At 70.5% G+C, this 22,645-nt stretch carries 21 protein-coding genes; 5 read left to right on the top strand and 16 right to left on the bottom strand.

Translation table 11 applies throughout. The features are described from left to right. Window positions 1–19: 19 nt before the first annotated feature. Both ACFZDL_RS27270 and ACFZDL_RS27265 read right to left on the bottom strand, forming a co-directional pair. Window positions 20–2,380 (bottom strand): SpoIIE family protein phosphatase, encoded by a 2,361-nt coding sequence (locus tag ACFZDL_RS27270; protein ID WP_353593847.1) that lies wholly within the window; start codon window positions 2,378–2,380, stop codon window positions 20–22. Window positions 2,381–2,417: 37 nt separating this feature from the next. After that, window positions 2,418–3,101: a TetR family transcriptional regulator gene (locus ACFZDL_RS27265; RefSeq protein ID WP_353593846.1), complete on the bottom strand. Its 684-nt coding sequence runs from the start codon at window positions 3,099–3,101 to the stop codon at window positions 2,418–2,420. A 118-nt stretch (window positions 3,102–3,219) separates the two neighbouring features. Between ACFZDL_RS27265 and ACFZDL_RS27260 the strand changes: the two genes are divergently transcribed. Genes ACFZDL_RS27260 through ACFZDL_RS27250 form a run of 3 tightly spaced genes read left to right on the top strand, consistent with a single transcriptional unit; the run spans window position 3,220 to window position 6,081 of the window. Then, the gene (locus ACFZDL_RS27260; protein ID WP_353593845.1) at window positions 3,220–4,341 is read left to right on the top strand and encodes an aminomethyltransferase family protein; all 1,122 of its coding nucleotides are present in this window, start codon (window positions 3,220–3,222) and stop codon (window positions 4,339–4,341) included. Between the two features lie 19 nt (window positions 4,342–4,360). Next, on the top strand, window positions 4,361–5,206 hold the full coding sequence (gene purU, locus ACFZDL_RS27255; protein ID WP_353593844.1) for a formyltetrahydrofolate deformylase: 846 nt from the start codon (window positions 4,361–4,363) through the stop codon (window positions 5,204–5,206). A gap of 20 nt (window positions 5,207–5,226) precedes the next feature. Continuing rightward, window positions 5,227–6,081 (top strand): bifunctional methylenetetrahydrofolate dehydrogenase/methenyltetrahydrofolate cyclohydrolase, encoded by an 855-nt coding sequence (locus tag ACFZDL_RS27250; RefSeq protein WP_353593843.1) that lies wholly within the window; start codon window positions 5,227–5,229, stop codon window positions 6,079–6,081. Window positions 6,082–6,428: 347 nt separating this feature from the next. On the opposite strand, the gene ACFZDL_RS27245 is transcribed toward ACFZDL_RS27250, so the two are convergent. The 3 genes from ACFZDL_RS27245 to ACFZDL_RS27235 form a co-directional block, all read right to left on the bottom strand. Further along, window positions 6,429–6,941, bottom strand: coding sequence for a hypothetical protein (locus tag ACFZDL_RS27245; protein WP_353593842.1), 513 nt, complete (start codon window positions 6,939–6,941; stop codon window positions 6,429–6,431). An 81-nt stretch (window positions 6,942–7,022) separates the two neighbouring features. Beyond that, window positions 7,023–7,724: a gamma-glutamyl-gamma-aminobutyrate hydrolase family protein gene (locus tag ACFZDL_RS27240; RefSeq protein WP_353593841.1), complete on the bottom strand. Its 702-nt coding sequence runs from the start codon at window positions 7,722–7,724 to the stop codon at window positions 7,023–7,025. After that, on the bottom strand, window positions 7,721–9,211 hold the full coding sequence (locus ACFZDL_RS27235) for an aldehyde dehydrogenase (RefSeq protein ID WP_353593840.1): 1,491 nt from the start codon (window positions 9,209–9,211) through the stop codon (window positions 7,721–7,723). The genes ACFZDL_RS27240 and ACFZDL_RS27235 overlap by 4 nt, the downstream gene beginning before the upstream one ends. Window positions 9,212–9,323: 112 nt before the next feature. On the opposite strand from ACFZDL_RS27235, the gene ACFZDL_RS27230 reads away from it, so the two are divergent. Next, on the top strand, window positions 9,324–10,034 hold the full coding sequence (locus ACFZDL_RS27230; RefSeq protein ID WP_353593839.1) for a gamma-glutamyl-gamma-aminobutyrate hydrolase family protein: 711 nt from the start codon (window positions 9,324–9,326) through the stop codon (window positions 10,032–10,034). A gap of 5 nt (window positions 10,035–10,039) precedes the next feature. Here the strand turns inward: ACFZDL_RS27230 and ACFZDL_RS27225 are convergent, their stop codons facing one another. From ACFZDL_RS27225 to ACFZDL_RS27175, 11 genes are all read right to left on the bottom strand, one after another. After that, window positions 10,040–11,146 (bottom strand): class II histone deacetylase, encoded by a 1,107-nt coding sequence (locus ACFZDL_RS27225; RefSeq protein ID WP_353593838.1) that lies wholly within the window; start codon window positions 11,144–11,146, stop codon window positions 10,040–10,042. A gap of 93 nt (window positions 11,147–11,239) precedes the next feature. Next, window positions 11,240–12,697 (bottom strand): APC family permease, encoded by a 1,458-nt coding sequence (locus ACFZDL_RS27220; protein WP_353593837.1) that lies wholly within the window; start codon window positions 12,695–12,697, stop codon window positions 11,240–11,242. Window positions 12,698–13,027: 330 nt separating this feature from the next. Beyond that, the gene (locus tag ACFZDL_RS27215; protein WP_353593836.1) at window positions 13,028–13,240 is read right to left on the bottom strand and encodes a ferredoxin; all 213 of its coding nucleotides are present in this window, start codon (window positions 13,238–13,240) and stop codon (window positions 13,028–13,030) included. Window positions 13,241–13,298: 58 nt separating this feature from the next. After that, entirely contained in the window at window positions 13,299–14,480 is a 1,182-nt protein-coding gene (locus ACFZDL_RS27210) for a cytochrome P450 (RefSeq protein WP_353593835.1), read from the bottom strand. 205 nt (window positions 14,481–14,685) lie between these two features. Next, a complete protein-coding gene (locus tag ACFZDL_RS27205; RefSeq protein WP_353593834.1) occupies window positions 14,686–15,321 on the bottom strand; it encodes a TetR family transcriptional regulator in 636 nt (211 codons plus the stop codon). A gap of 81 nt (window positions 15,322–15,402) precedes the next feature. Then, the gene (locus ACFZDL_RS27200) at window positions 15,403–16,248 is read right to left on the bottom strand and encodes a fumarylacetoacetate hydrolase family protein (protein WP_353593833.1); all 846 of its coding nucleotides are present in this window, start codon (window positions 16,246–16,248) and stop codon (window positions 15,403–15,405) included. 11 nt (window positions 16,249–16,259) lie between these two features. Then, window positions 16,260–17,186 carry a 3,4-dihydroxyphenylacetate 2,3-dioxygenase gene (locus tag ACFZDL_RS27195; protein WP_353593832.1) on the bottom strand — a complete coding sequence of 309 codons (927 nt, stop codon included), beginning with the start codon at window positions 17,184–17,186 and terminating at the stop codon, window positions 16,260–16,262. Continuing rightward, window positions 17,179–18,642: an aldehyde dehydrogenase gene (locus ACFZDL_RS27190; RefSeq protein WP_353593831.1), complete on the bottom strand. Its 1,464-nt coding sequence runs from the start codon at window positions 18,640–18,642 to the stop codon at window positions 17,179–17,181. The genes ACFZDL_RS27195 and ACFZDL_RS27190 overlap by 8 nt, the downstream gene beginning before the upstream one ends. Window positions 18,643–18,675: 33 nt before the next feature. Next, window positions 18,676–19,482: an acetoacetate decarboxylase family protein gene (locus ACFZDL_RS27185; protein ID WP_353593830.1), complete on the bottom strand. Its 807-nt coding sequence runs from the start codon at window positions 19,480–19,482 to the stop codon at window positions 18,676–18,678. Window positions 19,483–19,493: 11 nt separating this feature from the next. After that, window positions 19,494–20,714 carry an FAD-dependent oxidoreductase gene (locus ACFZDL_RS27180; protein ID WP_391192606.1) on the bottom strand — a complete coding sequence of 407 codons (1,221 nt, stop codon included), beginning with the start codon at window positions 20,712–20,714 and terminating at the stop codon, window positions 19,494–19,496. 5 nt (window positions 20,715–20,719) lie between these two features. Further along, window positions 20,720–20,908 (bottom strand): ferredoxin, encoded by a 189-nt coding sequence (locus ACFZDL_RS27175; RefSeq protein ID WP_353593828.1) that lies wholly within the window; start codon window positions 20,906–20,908, stop codon window positions 20,720–20,722. Between the two features lie 351 nt (window positions 20,909–21,259). On the opposite strand from ACFZDL_RS27175, the gene ACFZDL_RS27170 reads away from it, so the two are divergent. Beyond that, on the top strand, window positions 21,260–22,615 hold the full coding sequence (locus ACFZDL_RS27170; RefSeq protein ID WP_353593827.1) for a glutamine synthetase family protein: 1,356 nt from the start codon (window positions 21,260–21,262) through the stop codon (window positions 22,613–22,615). The last annotated feature ends 30 nt before the right edge of the window (window positions 22,616–22,645 follow it).

Below are 22,645 nucleotides of genomic sequence, written 5' to 3'. Positions count from 1 at the left end.
GACCAGGGAGCCCGGATCGCTACAGGTCGAATTGCTCGCCTGCGAAGGTTCCTGGCATCCTGGCTGGAACCAGCGACACCTCGGTCCAGATGGTCTTGCCCGTTGGCGTGTATCGGGTTCCCCACTGCTGCGTGAGTTGCGCGACCAGGAACAGACCTCGGCCGCCCTCGTCCTCCATCGCAGCCCGCCGCAGGTGGGGCGAGGTGTGGCCGCCGTCGGAGACCTCGACGATGAGGCCACGTTCCCGGATGAGCCGCAGACACACCGGAGCGCCGCCATAGCGGATCGCGTTGGTGACCAGTTCGCTGACGACGAGCTCGACGACGAACGACGCGGCTTCGTCGACTCCCCAGGCGGCCAGCTGATCAAGGGCCAGCGACCGCGCTCTTGCCACTTCTCCGGCGTCGGAGGCCACGTCCCACGTCGCCACCAGATTCTCGGCCAGGGCGTGGACGCGGAGCAGCAGCAGTGCGGCGTCGTCCTCGGGGGGCTGGGGCAGGAGTGTGGTGATGACCTTGTCGCATGTCTTGTCCAGTTGGCCGTCCTCGGGCCCGGCGAGTGCGGTGCAGAGAGAGCTGACTCCCGCGTCGATGTCCGTGTGACGGTTTTCGACGAGTCCGTCGGTGTAGAGGGCGAGCGTGGCGCCTTCCGGCAGCTCGATGTCGGCGCATTCGAAGGGCAGGCCGCCCAGGCCGAGGGGCGGTCCGGCGGGAAGGTCCACGAGCTCGGCGTGTCCGTCGGGGGTGAGGAGCACGGGCGGCAGGTGGCCCGCCCGCGCCATGACGCAGTGCCGGGAGACCGGATCATAGATCGCGTACAGGCAGGTGACTCCCAGTGCCTGGTCCTCGGCCTCGACGGGCCCGGAAGGCGGGGCGCCGGTGCGCGCCACGAGGTCGTCGAGACGGGCGAGCAGTTCGTCCGGCGCGAGGTCGAGTGCCGCGAGCGCCGCGACGGTGGTGCGCACCCGGCCCATGGTGGCGGCCGCGCTCGTACCGTGTCCGGCGACGTCGCCCACCACCAGCCCGACGCGTGCCCCGGAGAGGGGGATGACGTCGTACCAGTCCCCTCCGACGCCGGCGGGCCCGGCCGCGGGCAGATAGCGGTGAGCGACCTCCACACCCGGTTGCTGGGGCAGGGTGCGGGGGAGTAGATCACGCTGGAGCGTGAGCGCGGTCGCGTGTTCTCGGGTGTAGCGGCGGGCGTTGTCCAGGCAGACCGCGGTGCGGGAGACGAGTTCTTCGGCGAGTTGGTTCTCCTCGTGCTCGAAGGGGTCGGCGTGTCGGGAGCGTGCGAAGGCCACCGCGCCCAGGGTGGCGCCACGGGCCTTGAGGGGAAGGGCGAGCACATGGGTGGCCGCGTCGGTGGCCGGCGCGTTCTGGGCCAGGCACCGCAGGCGGACGGTGTCCAGTGCGTCGTACGCGGTGTCCTTGGCCGCGGCGTGATGGGTGCGGTGAGCCACCTGGCACAGGGTGGGGTGGGTGGCGAAGTGTTGTGGTTCCTGCCCGCTCAGGACGGCTTCGACGATGTCCACGGTGACGGCGTCGGCGAACTCGGGGACCACGAGTTCCGCCAGATCTTGTGCCGTGCGTCGGATGTCCAGGGTCCTTCCGATACTGCCGCTGGCCCGGCTGAGCAAGGCGAGACGCTGGCGCGCCACATAGCGGTCGGTGATATCGAGGCCGGCCTCACAGACTCCGATCGCTCGGCCGTGCTCGTCCTGAAGTCGGAAGTAGGAACACGACCAGACGCGTTCGTGATGGGGGTCGAGGTGAGTGGAGCTGCGGTAGCGGACGTCGATCACGGGGGCGCCGGTGCGGGCCACGCGCTGGACGATCTCTTCAACGCTCGTGGCTGTCCCCTCCCCCTCCCCCAGCACCTCGCCCTGCGGCAGGATGTCCTTCAGGAACCTGTCGGCAGCGTCCTCCAGCGGGATTCCAAACTGTTTTTCGATCGCGGCGTTGATCCAGCGCACGCGGGCGTCCGTGTCGTAGACCACCAACTGGACGGGCGCTTCCCGGTCGAGTCCGTCAAGCATGGCCCGGCCGATGGCCTCCCGGTGCGCCAGCTCGGCGTCCATGGCTGTCAGCAGCCACCCGGTCGCGTCCGCCCCCAGGGCGAGCGGGGTGAGAGACAAGGAGACGGATAGCGGGCGGCCGTCGCCACGGCGGACCGGTCGAGGGCCGAGCGACCATGCCGCACCACCGTCACCAGCGGCTGAGGAGACGCCGGCTCCCGTCTCGGTATCGGCCAGGACGGCGTCGGCGGACCGGCCGAGGACTTCTTCGGACGCCAGGCCGAACAGTACCTCGGCTTCCCTGCTCCACCCGGTGAACCGCAGGTGCTGGTCCAGCACCGCGGTCGCGCCCAGGGGCGTCGGCATGGCCGAGGAAGACCTGCCGTGCGGCCGGCCTGGCTGGTCACGCCCTTTGAAAATGCTCGTCATCGCCGCTCCTGAAGTGGCTGCAGGAGAGATTCGGCTCATTCAATGTACCGCCGGTCGCCCTCGATGACGCCTGCGCGCGATGGGCCGCCAGGAGCCGGCGCAAGGCGTCGACGCTCTCCTCTGTGTGGTCCGGTGCGCTGGACGTGACCTGGTGGAAGACCAGGCCGTCCAGAGCCGCGAAGACGATCTCCGTCATCTCCTGCGACACGTCGAAGCAGGCCAGTGCCTCGCGGACGGCATCGCGGTAGGCGTCGTAGAGCAGGTCGACGTGATGGCGCAGCTCCGGCCGCCGGCTGGATTCGAGCTTCAGCTCGAATTGGAACGCCTGCAGATCCGGATTGGCGGCGATGAACGCGGCCAGCGTCGCGGCGAAGTCCTCCAGGCGGCCACTGGTGGGCACCAGCGACGACGTCTCGATGCTGCGCCGCACAGCCCAGCTCAAAGCCTCTTCGAGCAGCGTGTCACGTGATCCGAAGTGGTGGACCACGAGGCCGTGGGTCACACCGGCCTCGGCAGCCACGGACCGGTACGTCAGCTTCCGCAGGCCCCCTCGCGCGACGACCTTGATGGCCGCGGCCATCAAAGCTTCCCGTCCCTGACCGTATCCCGGCCGATTGTCCTGGCCGCCGGTCCCCTCATCGACCACCGTCTCGGTCATGCACCCCCCTTTCCTCTCCCCCTGCGCACCCTGACAAGCAAATCTATCCTATTGACAAGTTATCCGAATGGATAGATTCTCGGCGGTGCCTCACTTCCTCCGCCTCACTGGAGTTCCTATGGCCCTGCCCGAAGGACTGCGCAGCACCCCGTTCTCCCCGCGGTACGACGACCGCGTCGAGGAGTGGATGGACGTCTACGGCCATGCCGTGCCCCTGTTCATCACGGACCCGGCCGAGGAGTACGAGGCATTCCGCACCGCCGCCGGTGCGCTGGACTACTCGATGCTCTACAAGTGGCACGTCGAGGGCGAGGACGCGCTCGCCACCGTCGACGCCGTCTTCTCACGGAGCGTCCGCGGGCTCGGCGCCCGTCGTATCGCCTACGGCGCGGTCGTCGACGCGGACGGCTTCATGATCGACGATGTGACCGTGGCCGTCCTCGCGCCCGGCCACGTGGTCGTCACCGGCGGCAACCCCGCCACCCAGCAATCGCTGACCGCGCACGCCCCCAACGGCACCACGGTCACCGAGCGTCGCGACGAGTTCGCCGTACTGACCCTGCAGGGGCCGCGCAGCCGCGAGGTGCTCCAGCGGCTCACGCACGTCGACGTCTCCAACACCGCCTTCCCCTACTACACCTTCATCCGGGACGTCCTGGTCGCCGGCATCAGTGCGCAGGTCAGCCGGATCGGGTTCACCGCCGAACTCGGCTACGAGATCCAGGTGCCGCGCGAGCGTGCGCTGGACCTGTGGGACGCGGTCCTCGACGCGGGGGCTGACCTCGGGGTGAAGGCCGCCGGCGCGCTCGCCCTCCTGACGTGCCGCACCGAGGCCGGGATGATCATGGGTGAGCTGGAGTACGACCACACCGTCACCCCGTTCGAGTGCCGGATGGGCTGGGCGATCGACTTCGACAAGGGCCCCTTCCAGGGCCGCGACGCGCTGCTCGCCAAGAAGGGCACCGCGCAGGGGCGTGTGGTCAGCGTCGTCGTGGACGCCGTGCCCGAGGCGGCCGAGGGCGCGCGGCTGGAGCTGGACGGACGGGACGTCGGCTACGTGACGATGGCCGTGCCCTCGCCCGTACTCGACGGCGCCACCCTGGGGCTCGCCCGCGTGCACCGTGACGCGGTGAAGTCGGGGACCGTGCTGACCGCGGTCGCCGCCGACGGTTCCAAGGCCGACGCCACGGTGAAGCCCACCCCCGTGTACGACCCCGAGCGCACCCGCGTACGGGCCTGAGCCGGAAGGCACCGCAGCCATGCAGCGCTACATCCTGACCGTCAGCTGCCCCGACCAGCCGGGCATCGTACACGCCCTGTCCGGTGGCATCACCGAGGCCAAGGGCAACATTCTGGAGAGTGCCCAGTTCTCCGATCCCGGCACCGGCACTTTCACCATCCGAGTGCTCCTGGAGACCCCGCAGGCCGACGTCGAGAGCCTGCGGGACGAGCTCTCTGTGCGCCTGGCGCGCTTCGACCCCGTGCTGTCCCTGCGGCCGGAGCAGCAGCGGCGCCGGGTCCTGCTGATGGTGTCGAAGTTCGACCACTGCCTGGTCGACCTCCTCTACCGCTGGCGTCTGGGCGAACTGCCCGTCGACATCCCGCTCATCGTTTCCAACCACCCCGATCTGGCGCCCGTCGCGCAGAGCTACGGCATCCCGTTCGTCCACCTCCCTGTCACCCGCGACACCAAGCCGGAGGCGGAGGCCGAGCTGGTGCGGCTGGTCACCGAGCACCGGGTCGACTTCGTGGTCCTCGCCCGCTACATGCAGGTCCTCTCCGACGACCTGTGCCGCAAGCTGTCGGGGCGGGTCATCAACATCCACCACTCGTTCCTGCCGGGCTTCAAGGGCGCCAAGCCGTACCACCAGGCCCACGACCGGGGCGTCAAACTCATCGGCGCCACCGCCCACTTCGTCACCGCCGACCTGGACGAGGGCCCGATCATCGAGCAGGACGTCGTGCGCGTCGGACACCGGCACACCGCGCCGGAGCTGGTCGCCATCGGCCGGGACGTCGAACGGGTCGTCCTGGCGCGGGCGGTGCGCCTGCACGCCGAGGACCGGGTCGTGCTGACCGGCTCCCGCACCGTCGTGTTCTCCTGACCCGAGAGGTTCGTACGACCATGACCACCGCGACGCTGCTCGACGGCAAGGCCGCGGCAGCCGAGATCAAGGCCGAACTCACCGTCCGGGTACAGGCGTTGAAGGCAGGGGGTGTCACCCCGGGCCTGGGGACCATCCTGGTCGGCGACGACCCGGCCAGCCACTCCTACGTCGGCGGCAAGCACCGCGACTGCGCCCAGGTCGGCATCGCGTCGATCCGGGTGGAGCTGCCCGCCACCGCCTCCCAGGCCGACGTCGAGGCCGCCGTGCTCCGGCTCAACGCGGACCCGGCCTGCACCGGCTTCATCGTCCAGCTGCCGCTGCCGGCCCACATCGACACCCACGCCGTACTGGAGCTCGTCGATCCCACCAAGGACGCCGACGGGCTGCACCCGGCGAACCTCGGACGCCTCGTGCTCGGCATTCCCGGGCCGCTGCCCTGCACGCCCCGCGGCATCATCGACCTGCTCCGCCGCAACCAGGTGGCCATCACCGGCAGACAGTTCTGCGTGATCGGCTGCGGCATCACGGTGGGCCGTCCGCTGGGCCTGATGCTGACCCGAAGCACCGAGCACGCCACGGTCACCCTGTGCCACGAGGCCACCCAGGACACCGCGGCCCACGCCCGGGTCGCCGACGTGGTCGTGGCCGCGGCAGGCGTGGCCCACCTCGTTGGGCCCGACTGGATCAAGCCGGGCGCCACGGTCCTGTCCGTGGGCATCACCCGGACCGTGGAGGGCATCCTCGGGGACGTCCACCCGGACGTCGGGCAGGTCGCCGGCTCCCTGGCCCCACCGGTGGGCGGGGTGGGGCCGATGACCCGGGCCATGCTGCTGACCAACATCGTCGAAGCCGCCGAGCGCGGCCGGCCCTGACGGGAAAGCTGCGGGGCCGAGCCTGTTCGGGCTCGGCCCCGCAGCCGTGTGCGCGCCGGCGGGGAAGGCACCGGCGGCATCGCCGCCAGGCAGGCAGTACGCGCGCATGCTCGCCGTCTGCCCCAGCCCACAGGGCCCGGCGAGCCGTACGCACGATCACAGGCGGCCGGCGTAGAAGGTGTAGCGCTCCAGCGGTTCTCCCTCGTGGCCCCATCGCCAGGGCGTCATCAGGCCGTCGATCGCGGTGAACACCGGGCGTGCGTCCCCGGTGCGGCCGGCGCGGACCAGACAGTAGGCAAGCAGCCCGAGGTCGGCGACGGCGGCGCCCTGGCGCAGGTGACCGGGGCTCAGCCAGGAGGCCAGCGCCTGATCCGCCCATCGCGCGGCGTGCGGTTGTGTCCAGTAGCGGCTCGCCCCCAGCGCCCGGACTCCTCCTCCGGGGAGAGATAGCCCAGGATCTGCAGATGCGCCTCCCGGTGCCACGGATCACGCGCGCGGATCTCCTCCTGGACCGGTGCGAGCTCGGCACGGGGCAGCCCCAGCGACCGCAGCGCCGCCAGCGCGCCCACCCAGGGCGTCGGATCGCCCGGAGGCGCCTCGGCGGCGAGGCAGCAGAACACCAGGGCACCCCAGGGATCCGTGGCCCGTTCAGCCCACCCGGCGAGAACCAGCGCGTCCGCATCGCGCGGCCGGCGCTTCTGCCACCCGCGGGCCGGCGCGGGAGCAGCCTGCGCGAGCACGGAGATCCGGTGGCAACGGCGGTCCCAGTCGGGCCCGGTGTCCCGCAGGAGCTGCTCGATCCGGGCGATGGCGAGGTCCTGTGGGCCCGGGCCCCGCAAAGAGGCGATACCTCTGAGCACCCGGCCAGGGCCGCATCGTCGAGTTCCGGGGACAGTCGGGGCTTCGACCGCCTGGTGCTGCCGAAGAATGTCATCGCGGTGTCAGCGTCTGTCGTAGGCGGCCCGGACCAGGGCATCGAACAGTCCCTGCTGGGTGGGGTCCTCGTGGGCGGTGTCCTCCGGGTGCCACTGGACAGCGGTGAACCATCCGTGGACACCGGGGAGCTCGAGCCCCTCTACGGTGCCGTCGGCCGCGCGCGCGGTGACCGCGAGTCCCACGCCGGCACGGTGGACGCGCTGGTGGTGGTAGCAGGACGCCTCGACCTTCTGCGCGCCGGTGGCCTGCTCCAGCAAGGTGCCACGCTGGATCGCCACGGGGTGGACGACATGCCGGTGCTCGCGTTCCGGGCCGCCCATGTCCTGCTCCAGGGTGCCGCCGAGGGCGACGTTGACAACCTGGAGTCCTCGGCAGATCGCCAGCAGCGGCAGGCCCGAGTCGATGGCCTGGCGGGCGACCTCGATGTCGAAGTCGTCCTGGAGGTCGTCGACGTCGTAGACGCTCTCGTGCGTGTCGGCTGCGCCGTAGCGGTGCGGGGCGAGGTCTCCGCCGCCGGGGAGCAGGACGCCGTCGAAGCGAGCGAGACGCTCGGCCACGTCTTTGGAGGCGGGGTGGATGCTCGCCGGTTCGCCGCCCGCCCGCCACACCGCCTCGATCAGCGCGCGGGCGTTGACCTCGGCGGCGTAGCGCAGCGCGGAGGTCGTCGCGGAGAAGCGGGCGGGGATCGCGATCAGGGGTCGGGTCACAGCTGGATCCAAGTGGTCTTCAGTTCGGTGTACTTCTCGATGGCGTGGGCGGACTTGTCGCGGCCGTTGCCGGACTGCTTCATGCCGCCGAAGGGGACGGTCAGGTCGCCCTCCTCGTAGCAGTTGACCCAGACGGTTCCGGCCCTGAGCGCTCGGGCGACCTGGTGAGCGGTGGACAGGTCGGAGGTCCACAGGCCCGCGGCGAGGCCGTACTCGGTGTCATTGGCGAGTTCAACAGCCTTGTCGAGGTCGTCGAAGGTGAGGACGGACAGGACGGGACCGAAGATCTCCTCGCGGGCCAGCCGCATGCCGGGGCGCACGTGGTCGAAGACGGTGGGGCGCAGGAAACTGCCGCCGGTCCCGGCCAGGGTGCGGCCGCCGCCGACGCGCAGGCGGGCGCCTTCCTCGAGGCCGGTCTCGATGTGGCCGAGGACCCGTTCGAGGTGGCTCTCACCGGCCATTGCACCCATCTCGGTTGCCGGGTCGAGTGGGTCCCCGACGACCAGTTCCCGGGCTCGCGCCACGATCGCGTCGGTGACCTGTTCGGCGATGGAGGAGTGCACCAGCAGCCGGGAGGGGGCGGTGCACATCTCGCCCTGGTTGAAGAAGATGCCCCAGGCGGCGGTGGCGGCGGCCTTCTCCAGGTCGGGCGCATCCGGGAAGATGATGTTGGGGGACTTGCCGCCGAGTTCGAGCCAGACCCGCTTGAGGTTGGAGTCGGCCGCGTAGTGAAGGAAGTGACGGCCCACGGCGGTCGAGCCGGTGAAGGCCAGGACGTCGACGTCGGGGTGGAGACCGAGGGCGCGCCCGGCGACGGGGCCCTTGCCGCTCACCACGTTGAGCACACCCGGCGGCAGGCCGGCCTCGATGGCGAGCCGGCCGAGCAGCAGGGCGGAGAGCGGGGCGTTCTCCGACGGCTTCAGTACGACGGTGCAGCCCGCCGCGAGTGCCGGAGCCACCTTCCAACCGGCCAGCGTGAGGGGGAAGTTCCACGGCACCACCGCGCCCACGACACCGGCCGGTTCCCGGGTGACCAGCGCCAGGGCATCGGGGGCGGTGTGGGGCGAGGTGTCGGTGAGTTTGTCGGCCAGCTGCCCGTACCAGCGGAACGTGTTGATGACGGCGCGCAGCTCGATCTCGTACGCGTCCGTGATCGGCTTGCCCATCTCCAGGCTGACGGTCAACGCCAATTCCTCGCGGTGCTCTTCGAGCAGATCGGCGATGCGCAGCAGGATCCGGCCGCGGTCGGCCGGTGCGAGGCGGGGCCAGGGGCCGCAGTCGAAGGCCCGGCGGGCGGCGGCCACGGCCGCGTCCACCTCTTCCGTGCCACCGTCGGCGACCTGGGTCAGCATCTGGCCGTCGCGGGGGGAGACGGCGGCGAAGGTCGCCCCTCCCCCGCCCTCGTCGACACCGTCGATGTGATGCGCGCCGACCAGGTCCAGTGCCTTGGCCCGGCGCAGCCATTCCTCGTGGGTGATGTCCAGCATGCGGAACCTCCGGATAGTTTATTTGATTCCAAACGATATGGTGTGGGCTCAGCCGTCACAAGCGTTCACGGATCGATCCGACGGGTCCGTGAACCCGTCGAGGGAGCCCACTGTGCGCGCACTCGTCATCCAGCACGACCACGTGACCGATCCCGGTCCGGTCGGGGCCCGGCTCGCCCGGCGCGGATACGACCTGCACGTCGTGACCGTCGTACCCGGACATCGCCACCACGCGCCGGACGTGGCCTTCGACTTCCCGGCGGCCGACGGCTGGGACCTGATCGTGTCGCTCGGCGCGCCCTGGTCGGTCTACGACGAGACGGCCGTGGGTTCCTGGATCGGCGGAGAGCTGGCGCTGTTGCGCAAGGCCCACCACCTCGGTGTCCCGGTGCTCGGGGTCTGTTTCGGCGCTCAGGCGCTGACCACCGCGCTCGGGGGCTCGGTCGAGGCGTCGCCGCGCCCGGAGATCGGCTGGGTCCGGGTCGACACCGACGATCCCGCACTGATCGGCCCGGGCCCGTGGTTCCAGTGGCACTACGACCGCTGCCTCCTGGCACCCGGAGCCGAGGAGGTGGCCCGCAACTCCGTGTGCACCCAGGCGTTCCGGCTCGGGCGGAGCCTGGGGGTGCAGTTCCATCCGGAGATCACGCCCACCACCGTGCGCCGGCACCTGGAGCTCGGCGGCGCCGAGCAGTGCCTGCAGCACGGCGTGGACCCCGGGGAGCTGCTCACCCGGACAAGGGACCTGGCGGCGACGGCCCGCGCGAACGCCCGCCGCCTGGTCGACGGGTTCCTCGACCGGGTGGCGGGCACGGCCGGCTGACCGTCTCATGCGGGCAGCACCAGCGCGGCGACCTCGTCGACCAGCGCCTTCTGGTGCGGCGCGAGATCGTGTCCCGTCATCCCGCCGACCACCGGGAACAGCGCGTCGTCCAGCACCTTCACCGCGGCCAGGGTCTCGATGACGGCGTGTCCGCAGAACGGCACATAGAAGGGGCTGTAGCCGCCCTCCTGCACCATCGCCACCCTGCCGTCGCAAACCTCGGCGGCGACCTGGAGGACCTGCTCGGTCATGCCCCGGAAACCGCGGCTGGTCACCAGCTGGCGCGCGAGCGGGTCCATCGCGCCTGGATCGAACCCCGAGGCGACGACGATGAGTTCCGGGGCGAAGGCGCGCAGGGCGGGTACGACGACCCGTTCGAAGGCGTAGAGGTAGCCGAAGTCGCCGGTACCAGGCGGCATCGGAATGTTGATCGCGCTGCCGGGCGCCGATCGCCCGCCGCGTTCCGTGAGATGCCCGGAGCCGGGCGGGAAGCAGCCGTCCTGGTGCACGGAGAGGGTCAGGACGTCGGGCTCTTCCCAGAAGACGGACTGGGTGCCGTTGCCGTGGTGGACGTCCCAGTCGACCACCGCGACCCGCCGCACGCCCAGGGCGGCACGGGCGTGCGCGACCGCGATCGCCACGTTGTTGAGCATGCAGAACCCCATGCCGGTGTGGGCCGGGGCGTGATGCCCGCATGGGTGGACGAGCGCGTAACCGTTGTCCACCCGTCCGGTGACGACCGCTTCGACCAGTTCGATCGCACCGCCCGCGGCGAGCGCCGCGATCTCGTAACCGCCCTTGCCGAAGGGGGAGATGCCGTCGCCGGCGTCACCGCCCTTGGGCAGGGTGCTCTCACGCCGCAGTCGGCCGACGTGTTCGGGGGTGTGGACCCGCAGTACCTCTTCCTCCGTGGCGTGTCGTGCCTCGACGCGTTCCAGATGGCCGATCAGGCCGGACACGGCGACGAGCTCGTGCAGCCGCCGCTTGGTGTCGGCGTGTGCCACATGGTGGCCGATCGGCTGGAGCCCGGCGGCCGGATCGGCGGGGAACAGCCCGCCGCTGCCGCTGTCGGCCCAGCCGAACAGCTCGTGCCACACGTATCCCGTGCTCAATGAATCCTCCGTGGGCGGGTGGGAGCCGGACGTGGCCGGCCCGGTCCCGGGAGAGCGGGAACCGGACCGGTCACACCGCGAGAAGCAGCCTCCTCAGACCTGGACCGTCGCCCGGTCACGCGTCACGCGGGCGGCGACGACGCCGAGGACCAGGACCGCCGGGACGGCGAGTTCGAGCCAGGTCGCCGTGGTCGAGTCGCCGCCGATGAGGGTCGTGAAGTTGGCCAGGATCAGCCAGATCGCACCGGCGATGCCGAGCGCGCCCAGAGTGGGGGCGATCAGAGTGTTCCAGGGGCGGGTGTCCAGCCGCTCGCGCCGGAAGAACACCACCACCGACACGGAGGTCAGCAAGTACAGGAGCATGATCCCCAGCACGGCCACCCCGCTGAACCACGCGAAGAGGGTCAGCACCGGGTCCTTGCCCAGCAGCGCGAAGGGCATGACGAGTAGCAGGGAGAGCACGGTCTGCACGCTGCCCGCCACCCACGGGGAGTGACGCCGGTTGATCGCGGTCAGCCCGTGGGGCAGCAGGCCGTCGCGGCCGAGGGAGAAGAGGTAGCGGTTGGCGGAGTTGTGGAAGGCCAGGATGCCGGCGAAGAGGGAGGTCGCCAGGAGGATCGGCAGGACGTCGCCCACCCATGCGCCGAACTGCGCGGTGATCGGTGCGAAGACCCATGCCGTGGCGTCACCGTTCGCCAGCGCCTTGCCGGCCTCAGCGGTGGCGCGGGAGGCGCCGTGGGCGGAGACCAGCATCCACGAGGTGAAGGCGAAGAAGCCGGTGATCACGACGACGGAGAGGTACGTGGCCCGGGGCACTGTCCTGCGGGGCTCGCGCGCCTCCTCGCCGTAGATGGCGGTGGCCTCGAAGCCGAACATCGACGCGACGGCGAACATCAGGGCCACGCCTGGAGCACCCTGGAGCGCAGCGTGCGGCGAGAAGCTGTCGGCGAAACCCAGCCCCTCGGGGCCGCCGCCCTTGAAAAGGGTGACCAAGGCGAAGACGAGCAGGATGCTGAACTCGGCCAGGACGAACACGGCCAGCACCTTGGCCCCCATCTCGATGCCGGCCGCGCCGAGAACCTGGACGATCGCCATGGTGACCAGGGTCCAGACCCACCACGGGGCGTTCAGACCGGTGTACTGCTCCACCAGGGCGCTGACGATCGATCCGTACAGCCCGTACATGGCCGCCTGGACCGCGCAGTAGGCGAAGAGCGCGACACCGGCGCTGCCGGAGCCGGTCGGACGGCCGAGCCCCTTGCCGATGTACGTGTAGAAGGCGCCGGCGTCCACGACATGGCGTCCCATGGCGACGAAGCCCACGGAGAACAGCAGGATGACGATGCCGGCCCCGGCATAGGCGGCGGGCGTACCCGCGCCGTTGCCGATGGCGACGGCGATGGGCACAGCCCCGGCGATGCCGGTCAGGGGCGCCTGCGCGGAGAGGACGAAGAAGAGGATGCCGAGGACACCGAGGGAGTTCGGCTTGAGTCGGCCAGCGGTGGGTTCGTCCTGCACGGTCTGGTTTCTCTGGACCGTTTGACTGTCCACGCGGATCACCTGCCTGGGGAGGGGGAACGAGAGTCGTTTTAAGCCAAACGAGTTGCCTCATAGTGAGGCGAAACTATCCATACGACAAGGGGTTGGGCGATGATTTTCCGCCACCGCTCCCGCCCGGGAGGACATCCCCACGGGACCCGGCGGGGCCACCCGGCCGGGCCCTCGGGCGCCCGCCCGAGGGCCGCCGCGGTCGCTGCGCCAGGACGGAGCAAAAGTCCGCCGCGTCACCCTTCGGCGGCGAGACGGCCAGACAGCCGTGTCGACGACCTCGACACAGCAACCTGGCAACCCGGCGGTCATCGGTGACCTGTCGATGCCCGGCTACTCGTGGACGATGATGGCCTGCAGCGGACAGACGTCCGCGGCTTCCTGCACCTCGTCGATGTGCGCCGCGTCCACCTCCGCCGTGTACAGCTCGGTGGCCTCGTTCCGCAGGGACAGGCGTCCCTGCTCGTCCAGGGCGAAGAGGTCGGGGGCGGCGTAGACGCACTGACCGTGGTCCTGGCACTTCTTGAGGTCGACTTCGACGCGCATGATGGCTCCTGGTGTGGTGCTGTGCTGTGTGCTGGGGGGAGGAACGGCCGACGTGCGGTCAGCGCAGCCGGATCGGCAGGTGGGCGATGCTGCGCAGGAACTCGGTGTGGGTGAAGGTGGGCTCACCGGCGAGTTCGATCGTGCTGAAGCGGTTGACCAGCGCGGTGAAGACGACGTCGGCCTGTGCACGGGCGAGCACCTGCCCCGCGCAGCCGTGCTGGCCTGAGCCGAAGGCCAGGTGCTGGCTCGCGGCGGCCGGACGGTTGTGGTCGAAACGGTCCGGGTCGGGGAAGGCTTCCGGGTCGCGGTTGGCGGAGCCGATGAGCAGGACGAGGACCTCGCCGGCGGGCACGGTCGTGTCGCCGATGACCGTTTCCTGGGTGGTGAGGCGCGAGACCATCTGCTCGGGGGTCTCGATGCGCAGCACCTCGTTGATGAAGCCGGGCCGGATTTCCGGCTGGTCGCGGTAGATCCCGATGTACTCGGGGTGTTCGGCCATGTGCCGGATGCCCTGCACGATGAGGTGCTTGATGTCCAGGTGACCGACGGCGAAGAAGAGCAGGATCGAGAAGATGACCTCGTTCTCGGTCATGTTCCCCGCGTCCTGCTCGGCGAGGAAGTGGTCGATCAGTCCGCTGCCGGGGTGGGCGCGCTTGTGGGCGATCAGGGCGCGGTTGTGCTGCTCGTACCACTCGAAGGCTTCGCCGGTGACCCGCCAGTCGTCCTCGTCGGACCCTGGCCCGAGGCTGACGCCGATGTCATAGGTGGCCTTCTGGATCTCCAGCATCTTCGTGGGCTCGACACCGAAGATGTGACAGATGGTTTCGAACGTGGAGCGCAGGGCGAGGTCGTCCACCGCGTCGAGCCTGCCGCCCGCCTCAACCGCCTTATCGAGCACGGCGTCCACGGACGCCTGCATCACCTTGGACCACTCCTCGACCGCCTTGGGCGTGAACCAGCGGTTGGTGATGCGGCGCAGCCGGGTGTGGTCGGGGGCGTCCTGGCCGAGCACCGTGTCGTGCAATGGATCGGCCACACCGAAATCGAGCTTGCGGACACTGAGGGTGGGGTTGCGGATCAGCTTCGCGACGTCCTCGTAGCGGGACACCACGTACACGCCGATCGGATGCCGGCAGACGGGCGCCTCCGCACGGAGCCGGGCGTAGTACGGAGCGGGGTCCGCCCGGTAGCCGGGATCGCGGAACGGAAGCAGCTCGGCTGCGGGAGCCTCGATGGTCATGGGGATCTCCTAGGGTGCATGGCGGCCGCGGACGGTCCCTGCCATGCAGGCGAGAATTATCCATCTGGAAAGCTGCGTCAATGCTTCCGGCGGCCGTAACCAACTCTTTACTCGTACGGAATCAAACGAGATCATGGCGCCGAACAGCGAAAGGCTCCGGACGCGGAACGTCCGGAGCCTTGGAACAAGCAGGTCACAGGGGTTGTCAGCCGTCCCCGGCGGTACGGTCGCGAGCAGTGTCACCGCCTGCGTCGAGGAGCCTCAGCAAGGAGCGCAGCTCTTCCAGTGCGGCATCCGTGACCTCGGGCTCACCGAGGACGAGCTGGTGCAGTACGAGGCCGTCGAGCGCGGCGAAGACCAGCCGGGTCAGTGCCTTGTCCGCGCCGGCGGGCAGCATGCGGGTCAGTTCGCGCTGAGTGGCGTCGAAGTACTCGTCGTACAGTGCGCGGATCTGGGGCAGCAGCTCCGGGCGGCGGCGCGATTCCAGCAGCAGCTCGTACTGGAACGCCTGGATGTCCGGATCCGCCGTGACCATCTCCGACAGCCCCGCCGAGAAGTCCGCGACCCTGCCGGTGCCCGGTTCGAGCGCACTGGTGCTCAGCGAGGTGCGGATGGTGTGGGCGAGGGTCTCCTCGATCAGGGCATCGCGCGAACCGAAGTGGTGCACCACGAGGCCGTGGGTGACCCCGGCCTCCTCCGCGACGGCCCGGTAGGTGAGCCTGCGCAGGCCGCCCCGCGCCACCACACGGACGGCGGCGTTCAGCAGGGCTTCTCGGCCCTCGCCGTAGTGCAGGCGCTTGCGTGAGGGCCGGCTCTTGGGGGCGTCGGTGGACTCGGTCATGGGGGCGACTCTACCTGGGCGGGCGGCCGCACCGGCCGCCTCGGTCGGCAGGCCCGGTGCGGCGCCGTTCATGGGCGTCAGTCAGCGCCTGGGCGGGCGGATGCCGCGGAACTCCCAGTCGCCGCCGAGCGCGGTGGACAGGACCTCCTCGGACTCGGTGGGCTGGGCGCCGACGTCGGTACGGACCGGGGTCGGGCCGGTCACGATGCGGTTCGCCAGCCGGCCGAGCCCCTCCACCTCCACCTCGACCACATCCCCCGGCTGGACGGGCCGGGAGTTGGCGGGGGTGCCGGAGAGCAGGACGTCACCGGGGTAGAGGGTGATGGTGCGGGCGATGTCGGCGACGAGGTAGTGCATGTCCCACTTCATCTCGTCGGTCGAACCGTCCTGCACCACCTCGCCGTTGACGTAGGTGCGCAGGCTCTTGCCGTGGAAGTCCCAGTCGGTGACGAGACCGGGGCCGAGCGGGCAGAGGGTGTCGGAGCCCTTCACGCGGAGCATGGACCCGGCGTCGGTGTCGCGGAAGTCGTGCAGGCCGTAGTCGTTGGCGATCGTGTAACCGGCGATGTACTCCCCCGCCTCGGCCTGGGAGATGTTCCGCGCGGTCTTCCCGATGACGATGGCGACCTCGCCCTCGTAGTTGAGCCACTTGCAGCCCTCGGGGCGGATGATGGCGCCCTTGTGGGAGTTGAGGGAGGAGGTCGGCTTGTGGAAGTACGTGGGAGTGTCGGGCAGGTCGATCCGGAACTCGTGGACGCGGCTGCGGTGGTTGAGGTGGACGGCGATCACTTTGGACGGCACGACCGGCGGCAGGTGCTGCGCGTCCTCGATCTTGACGCGGCGGCCGTCCCCGGCGACCAGTTCGTCGCCGTCGACGGTGGCCTGGACGGCGGCGCCGTCCAGCAGGATGCGGCGGTATTCGGGCATGGCGGGCCTTTCTAGATACGGCTGTGAGGGGTGCGCGGGGAGGGCAGGCCGGCGCCGGTCCAGCCGTCGGCCGGGCGGTCGAACCAGAGGTGGACCTGACCGGTGCCGATGGAGTTCTCGTACTCCCCGTACTGGCGGGCCCGGGCGACGCACGCCTGCTCGCCGAGGGCGCCGGCCATCATCAGGTAGTGGAAGAACTTCGCCTCCGGCTTGAACTTCCAGAAGGCGTCCATGGTGTCGAGGACCTTGTCGTGGCGGCCCTCCTTGAACCAGGCGATCCGCTCCTGGTCGGCCTCGCGCGCCTCGGGCGTGAAGATGTGCACCGGGTCGCTCGACTCGTGGTCGCGCAGCTCGCGCAGCGGCCAGAAGGTGTGCGACAGCGCACCGGAGGCGATGAGCAGCACGCGCCGCCCCGGGGTGGCGGCGATGCCGTCGGCCAGGGCGCGGCCGAGGCGCAGGTGGTCCTCCATGTCGCCGGTCTGGCAGACCCCGATGGTCACCCACCGCTTGTCGGGCAGCCCCTCGCCGAGGAACTTCCAGAGGTTGATGGTGGCGTAGTAGATCGGTAGGTACTCGTCGCCGATCGCGGTGATCCAGGTGCCGTGCTTGTCGGCGAACTTCTCGATGTTGTGGGCGAGTTCCTGGTCACCCGGGAAGTCGTACGGCATCCGGCACATGCCGCGCGGCAGCTCCTCGGAGGTGAAGAGGCCGGCCCTGCGCTGCTGGGCGGTGACGACGAATTCAACCGTCGTGGCCCAGTGGGAGTCCAGGACGACGACGGTGTCGTAGTCGTCGCGCTCGAAGACGTCCTTGCGGAGCTGGTGCAGGCCGGTGACGAGGGTGATCTCCTTGCCCGCGTTGAGCTCCAGCCGGGTCTCCTGCGGAAGCACGATGGTGGGGACGTGGGCGAGCAGGCCCGCCCCGACGATCTCACCCATGGTTCCTCCAACCGTTCGGCGCGGTCACGGTGTTCTTCACGTCGCAGTAGAAGTCGAAGCTCCAGGTGCCGCCCTCACGGCCGACGCCGGAGTGGCGGGAGCCGCCGAAGGGCGCCTGCAGGTCGCGGACGAAGAAGCAGTTGGTCCAGACCGTGCCGGCGACCAGCTGGGCGGTGACGCGTTCGGCGCGCTCCGGGTCACCGGTGGCGAGCGTGGCGGCCAGCCCGAAGCGGGTGTCGTTGGCGAGGCGGACGGCCTCGTCCTCGGTGGCGAAGGTCTGCAGTGTCAGGACCGGTCCGAAGACCTCCTCCTGCACGATCTCCGAGTCCTGGGCGACGTCCGTGAGCAGGGTCGGCGCGTAGTACTGGCCGTCCTTGCGGTGGCCGCCGATGACCGCGCGTGCCCCGGCCGCGATCGCCCGCTGCACGAACCCGTCGATCTTCTCCAGCTGGCGCGGGTGGATGTTCGGGCCGATGTCGGTGGCCTCGTCACGCGGGTCGCCCTGGGTGAGCTGCCCGGCCTTCTCGACGAAGCGGCGGGTGAACTCCTCGGCGACCGACTCCTGGACCAGGAAGCGCGTTGCGGCCAGGCACACCTGCCCGGCGTTGTCGTACTGCTCCACCGCCAGGTCGACCGCGAGGTCCAGGTCGGCGTCGGCGAACACCAACAGGGGGGACTTCCCGCCGAGTTCGAGGCTGAGCGGGGTCAGGTTCGCGGCAGCCGAGGCCGAGATCCGCTTCGCCGTCGGCACCGAACCGGTGAAGCTGATCCGCCGCACGTCAGGGTGCGAGGTCAGGGCGTCACCGATCTCCGAGCCGTACCCCTGCACGACGTTCAGCACCCCGGCCGGCAGCCCGGCTTCGGCGGCGATGTCGGCCAGCAGGGAGGCGGTCAGCGGGGTCCACTCGGCGGGCTTGAGGATGACCGTGTTGCCTGCGGCGAGAGCGGGGGCGACTTTCCACGTGGCCAGCATCAGGGGGGCGTTCCAGGGGGTGATCAGAACGCTGGGGCCCGCGGGGTCCCAGCTGACGTGGTTGGTGTGCCCGCGCGTCTCGAAGTCCTCGTGCCCCAGCTTCAGCAGCCAGTCCGCGAAGAAGCGGAAGTTGTGGGCGACGCGGGGCATGACGCCCCGGCGGTGGGAGCGGAGCAGGGCGCCGTTGTCGGTGGTCTCGACGATGGCGAGCTCTTCCAGCCGTTTCTCGACGCCGTCGGCCACGGCGTGCAGGATGCGGGCGCGTTCGGCGCGGGGGGTGGCGGCCCAGGCGGGGAAGGCGGCCTTCGCCGCGGCCACCGCGGCCGCGGCCTCCATGGCGGTGCCCCGGGAGATCTCCCCCAGAAGGCTGCCGTCGATCGGCGAGACATCGGTGAACGTTTCGGTGGAGGCGACGCGCTCGCCGCCGATCCAGTGCCGCGTGTCGACGGCGACCCCGGCCACCGTGAGGGTGTGCTCGGTCATGTCCGGTCTCCAAGTCCTGTGGTGCGTACGGGGTTACTCGGCGCCGGACGTGCCGGACTCCAGCAGTCGGCCGCCGTCCCAGACGACGCCGACCTGCCGGTAGTAGGCGGCGATCGGTTCGCGGATCTCCAGGCGTGCCAGTTCCTCGGTGGGCGCCTCGAACAGCTCCAGCTCGGCGTCGCCGCGCCACGGCTGCCCGCCCTCGAAGGAGGCGGCGCCGGACTCGATCAGCTCGTCGAGCGCCAGGCCCTTGCCCTTCTCGATGGAGGGCAGCCAGCGGTGGTGGGCCATGGGGTGGGCGTTGACGAAGCCGTTTGTGTCCGACGTCTCACGCAGGGTGACCACGGCCTGGGCGAGGCGCCGGTCGGCGGCGGCGAGGGTCGCCCCGAAGCGGGCGCCGGCCTCGATGCGCGGGGCGGGCCCGTACGGGTGCGGGCGGGTCTGGTGGATCGAGCCGAGCTTCTTCGGGTATCCCTGGTGCAGTCCGCGGGCGATGGCGAAGTCCTTGTCGACCCAGATGTAGACGCAGCGGCTGTAGGTCTGGCCCCGGTACTTGCAGCGGACGACCGCGAAGGCCTCCTTGTACTGGGCGAGCACCGGGTCCAGCAGCTCCTGGCCCGATTCCGAGCAGGACTGCCAGTCGGCCCAGATCAGAGCGACCGCGCCAGGATCCTCGTCGGCCAGCTCCAGCGGCTCGGGCAGCAGTTCACGCACCCGCGCGGGATCCGTGCGGTACTCGACGGTCAGCAGGTCGCCGGAGTAGCGCCACGGCGGGGACGGGATCAGCGAGGAGACACCGCTCGCCGTCTTGGGGTGGAAGTAACCACGGACAGTGGACATGAAGGGATTCCTTACGCGGTGAGGGCAGGCTGCTTGAGCAACTGGGTGCGATACCGGGCGGCCCCCATCGCGGCGGCCTGACCGCCGAGCGCGACGACGCCGACGAGCCGGCCACCGGTGTGGTATCCGACCAGGACGTCACCGTCGGGGTCGCCGTCCAGGATCCGTACGTCGTCCTTGCCCAGGACCGGCGCGCCGAAGGACTGCAGCCGGAAGTCGTGCTGGTCGCTCCAGAACGTCGGGAGCGGGGCGAAGGGCACCAAGTCCCCGTCTGTGCCGGTGAGATGGACGACGAGGGCCTTCGCGGCGTGCTTGGCCGTGTCGGTGGGGATCGACCAGTGCTCGACACGCCGGGGAACGCCGTCGTAGCGGGCATTGGGGAAGCGGGCGACGTCGCCGACCGCGACGACCTCCGGCCGTCCCCCGACCCGCAGCTGCTCGCAGGTGAGGACGCCGTCACTGAGGTCGAGGCCGTTGCCCTCCAGCCACTCGACGTTGGCCACGGAGCCGACCGACTCCACGACCACATCGGCGGGCAGCACGCTGCCGTCGCTCAGCACGACCCCGGTGACCCGGTCCTCGCCCTCGAAACCGGACACTCCGGTGTCCAGCGCGAAGCGCACCCCGCGCTCCTCGTGCCGCTTCAGCAGCGCGCGACCCAGCAGTTCGCCGAGCGGGCCGACCATGGGCAGGGGGAGCGGATCGACGACGGTCACCTCGCGGACGCCGAGGCCCACGGCGGTGGCGGCGACCTCGCAGCCGATGAAGCCGGCACCGACCACGACCACGCGGGCACCAGGGCGGGTCAGCTCGTCGCGCAGGCCCTGGGCGTCGGCGAGGGTGCGGACGGTGTGGCGGCCGGTGAGCGGTCCGGGGCAGCGCAGGCGCCGGGGCCGCATGCCGGTGGCGACGACCAGTCCGTCGTACGAGATCGCCGAGCCGTCGTCGAGTTCGACGACGCGCCGGTCGAGGTCGGCTGCGACGACCCTCGTGCCGAGCCGCCACTCCACGTCGGCGGCGGCTGCCTTCGGCGTGAAGGCGAGCGACTCGAAGGGTGCCTTGCCGGCCAGCACCTCCTTGGACAGCGGGGGCCGGTTGTAGGGCATGTGGGGCTCGTCGCCGATGACCGTGATCGTCCCGGTCCAGCCTGCGGCGCGCAGTTGTTCGGCGGCGCGCAGGCCGCCCATGGAGCCGCCGGCGACGACGATACGTCCGGTCGTGGGTGCGGTCATGGCGGTCATCCCTCGATCCGGATGGCCTGCAGCGGACACACGTCGGCGGCCTCTTCGACCTCGTCGCGCAGCGCGTCATCGGGGCTGGACACGTACACCAGGTGGCCGTCGTCGTCCATCGAGAAGACGTCGGGGGCGGCGAAGACGCACTGGCCGTGGTCCTGGCACTTGTTCATGTCGACGACGACCTTCATCGCGGTCCTCCTGAGGGGTGAGGGCGTCGGAGCAAAGGAGAGGGAGGAAGAGAGGGGCCCGGCCCGGGTGTGGCCGGGCCCCTCGGCCAAAGGGGGCGAAATCCAGCGGATGCCGCACCCCTTACTCGTTTGGCTTCAAACAAGATAGGAAGCTGCCCGACCCTGGTCAATACCTGTCCAGATGGATAACTTTTTTCTACCAGCCCCTTGCGGGGCGGCAACCCCCTCCATATCGTTCGGGATCAAATGACTAGCCCGGGGCGCGCTTCTCCCCCGCCCCGGCCTCCCTCCGCACCCCCTCCCCAGTGCCCCAGGCACGAGGAGTCCCTTCCTTCCGCCAAGGAGACACCGGTGAGCGCATCCGACACCCCAGACATCCGCCGGCACGTGGAGCGGCTCGCCGCCGAGGGCGTCGACGTGGTCCGGGTGGTCTACCCCGACCTGATCGGCACGGACCGCGCCCGCGAGGTGCTGCTGGACCATCTGCCGTCGGCCTGCGAGCACGGCCTGGCCTTCTGCCGCGCCGTCTACCACACCACCCCGCGGGGCGACGTGGTCCCGGTCGCGGGCGGTCTGGACGCCGGTCTGCCGGACGTGACCGTACGCCCCGACCTGTCCACCCTGGCCGTCCTGCCCTGGGAGCCGGGTGTCGCCGCCTGTCTCGGCGAGGTCACCGACCCGGCGACCGGTGCCCCGGCGCCCGAGTCCCCCCGCGACCTGCTGCGCACCGTCCTGGCCCGCTGTGCCGAGCAGGGACTGCGCCCCGTGGTCGGCCCCGAGCTGGAGTACTTCCTGCTGGAGCCGGCCCCCGGCACCCCGACCGGCTGGCGCCGCTCACCGCAGACCACCGGCGCCGTGTACACCGCGGGCCTGCGCGCCGACCCCGACAACCACCTGCTGCGCACTCTGCGCGCGCTGCGCGACCTGGGGCTCGGTGTCGTCACCGGCAACCACGAGTTCGACGGCGGCCAGTACGAGATCAACCTCACCCACTCCGCCGCCCTCGACGCCGCCGACCGCGCCTTCCGCTTCAAGGCCGCCGTCAAGGAACTGGCCCGCAAGGAGGGCAACCTCGCCACCTTCATGGCCAAGCCCTTCGGCGACGCGGGCGGCTCCGGCTTCCACCTCCACCTGTCGTGCAACGACGCCGATGGCCACAACGCCTTCGACGACCCGGCGGGCTCCTACGGCCTGTCCGCCACGGCCCGGCACGCCATCGCGGGCATTCTCGCCCACGCGCCGGCGATCGCAGCCCTGGCCAACCCGACCGTGAACTCCTACAAGCGCTTCGGCCCGGACACCCTCGCCCCCTGGCTGATCGACTGGGGGCTCGACAACCGCAGCGCCATGGTCCGCATCCCGCCGGAGCGCGGTGGCGGGGCGCGGCTGGAGCTGCGGCTGGGCGACGCAAGCGCCAACCCGTACCTGCTGATCGCCGGCACGATCGCCGCCGCTTCGCTCGGCGTCCAGGCCGGCGAGGAGCCGCCCGCCCCGCTTCAGGGCTACGGCTACGACACCTCCCGTGCCGGCCTGCTGCCCCAGAGTCTGTCGGCCGCGCTCGACGCGCTGGAGTCGGACACCGCCCTGACCGACCTGCTCGGCAAGGACTTCACCACGTCCTTCCTCACCTACAAGCGGGACGAGCTCGAACGCTTCGGGCGGCACGTCACCGACTGGGAGTTCACCGAGTACGCCTACCACCTGTAAGCCCGCCCCGAAGCCCTCGCCCGAAGGACA

The organism is Streptomyces sp. NPDC007917 (genome assembly GCF_042959105.1).
Classification (GTDB): Bacteria; Actinomycetota; Actinomycetes; order Streptomycetales; family Streptomycetaceae; genus Streptomyces.
This window is presented reverse-complemented; position numbering and strand designations above follow the sequence as displayed.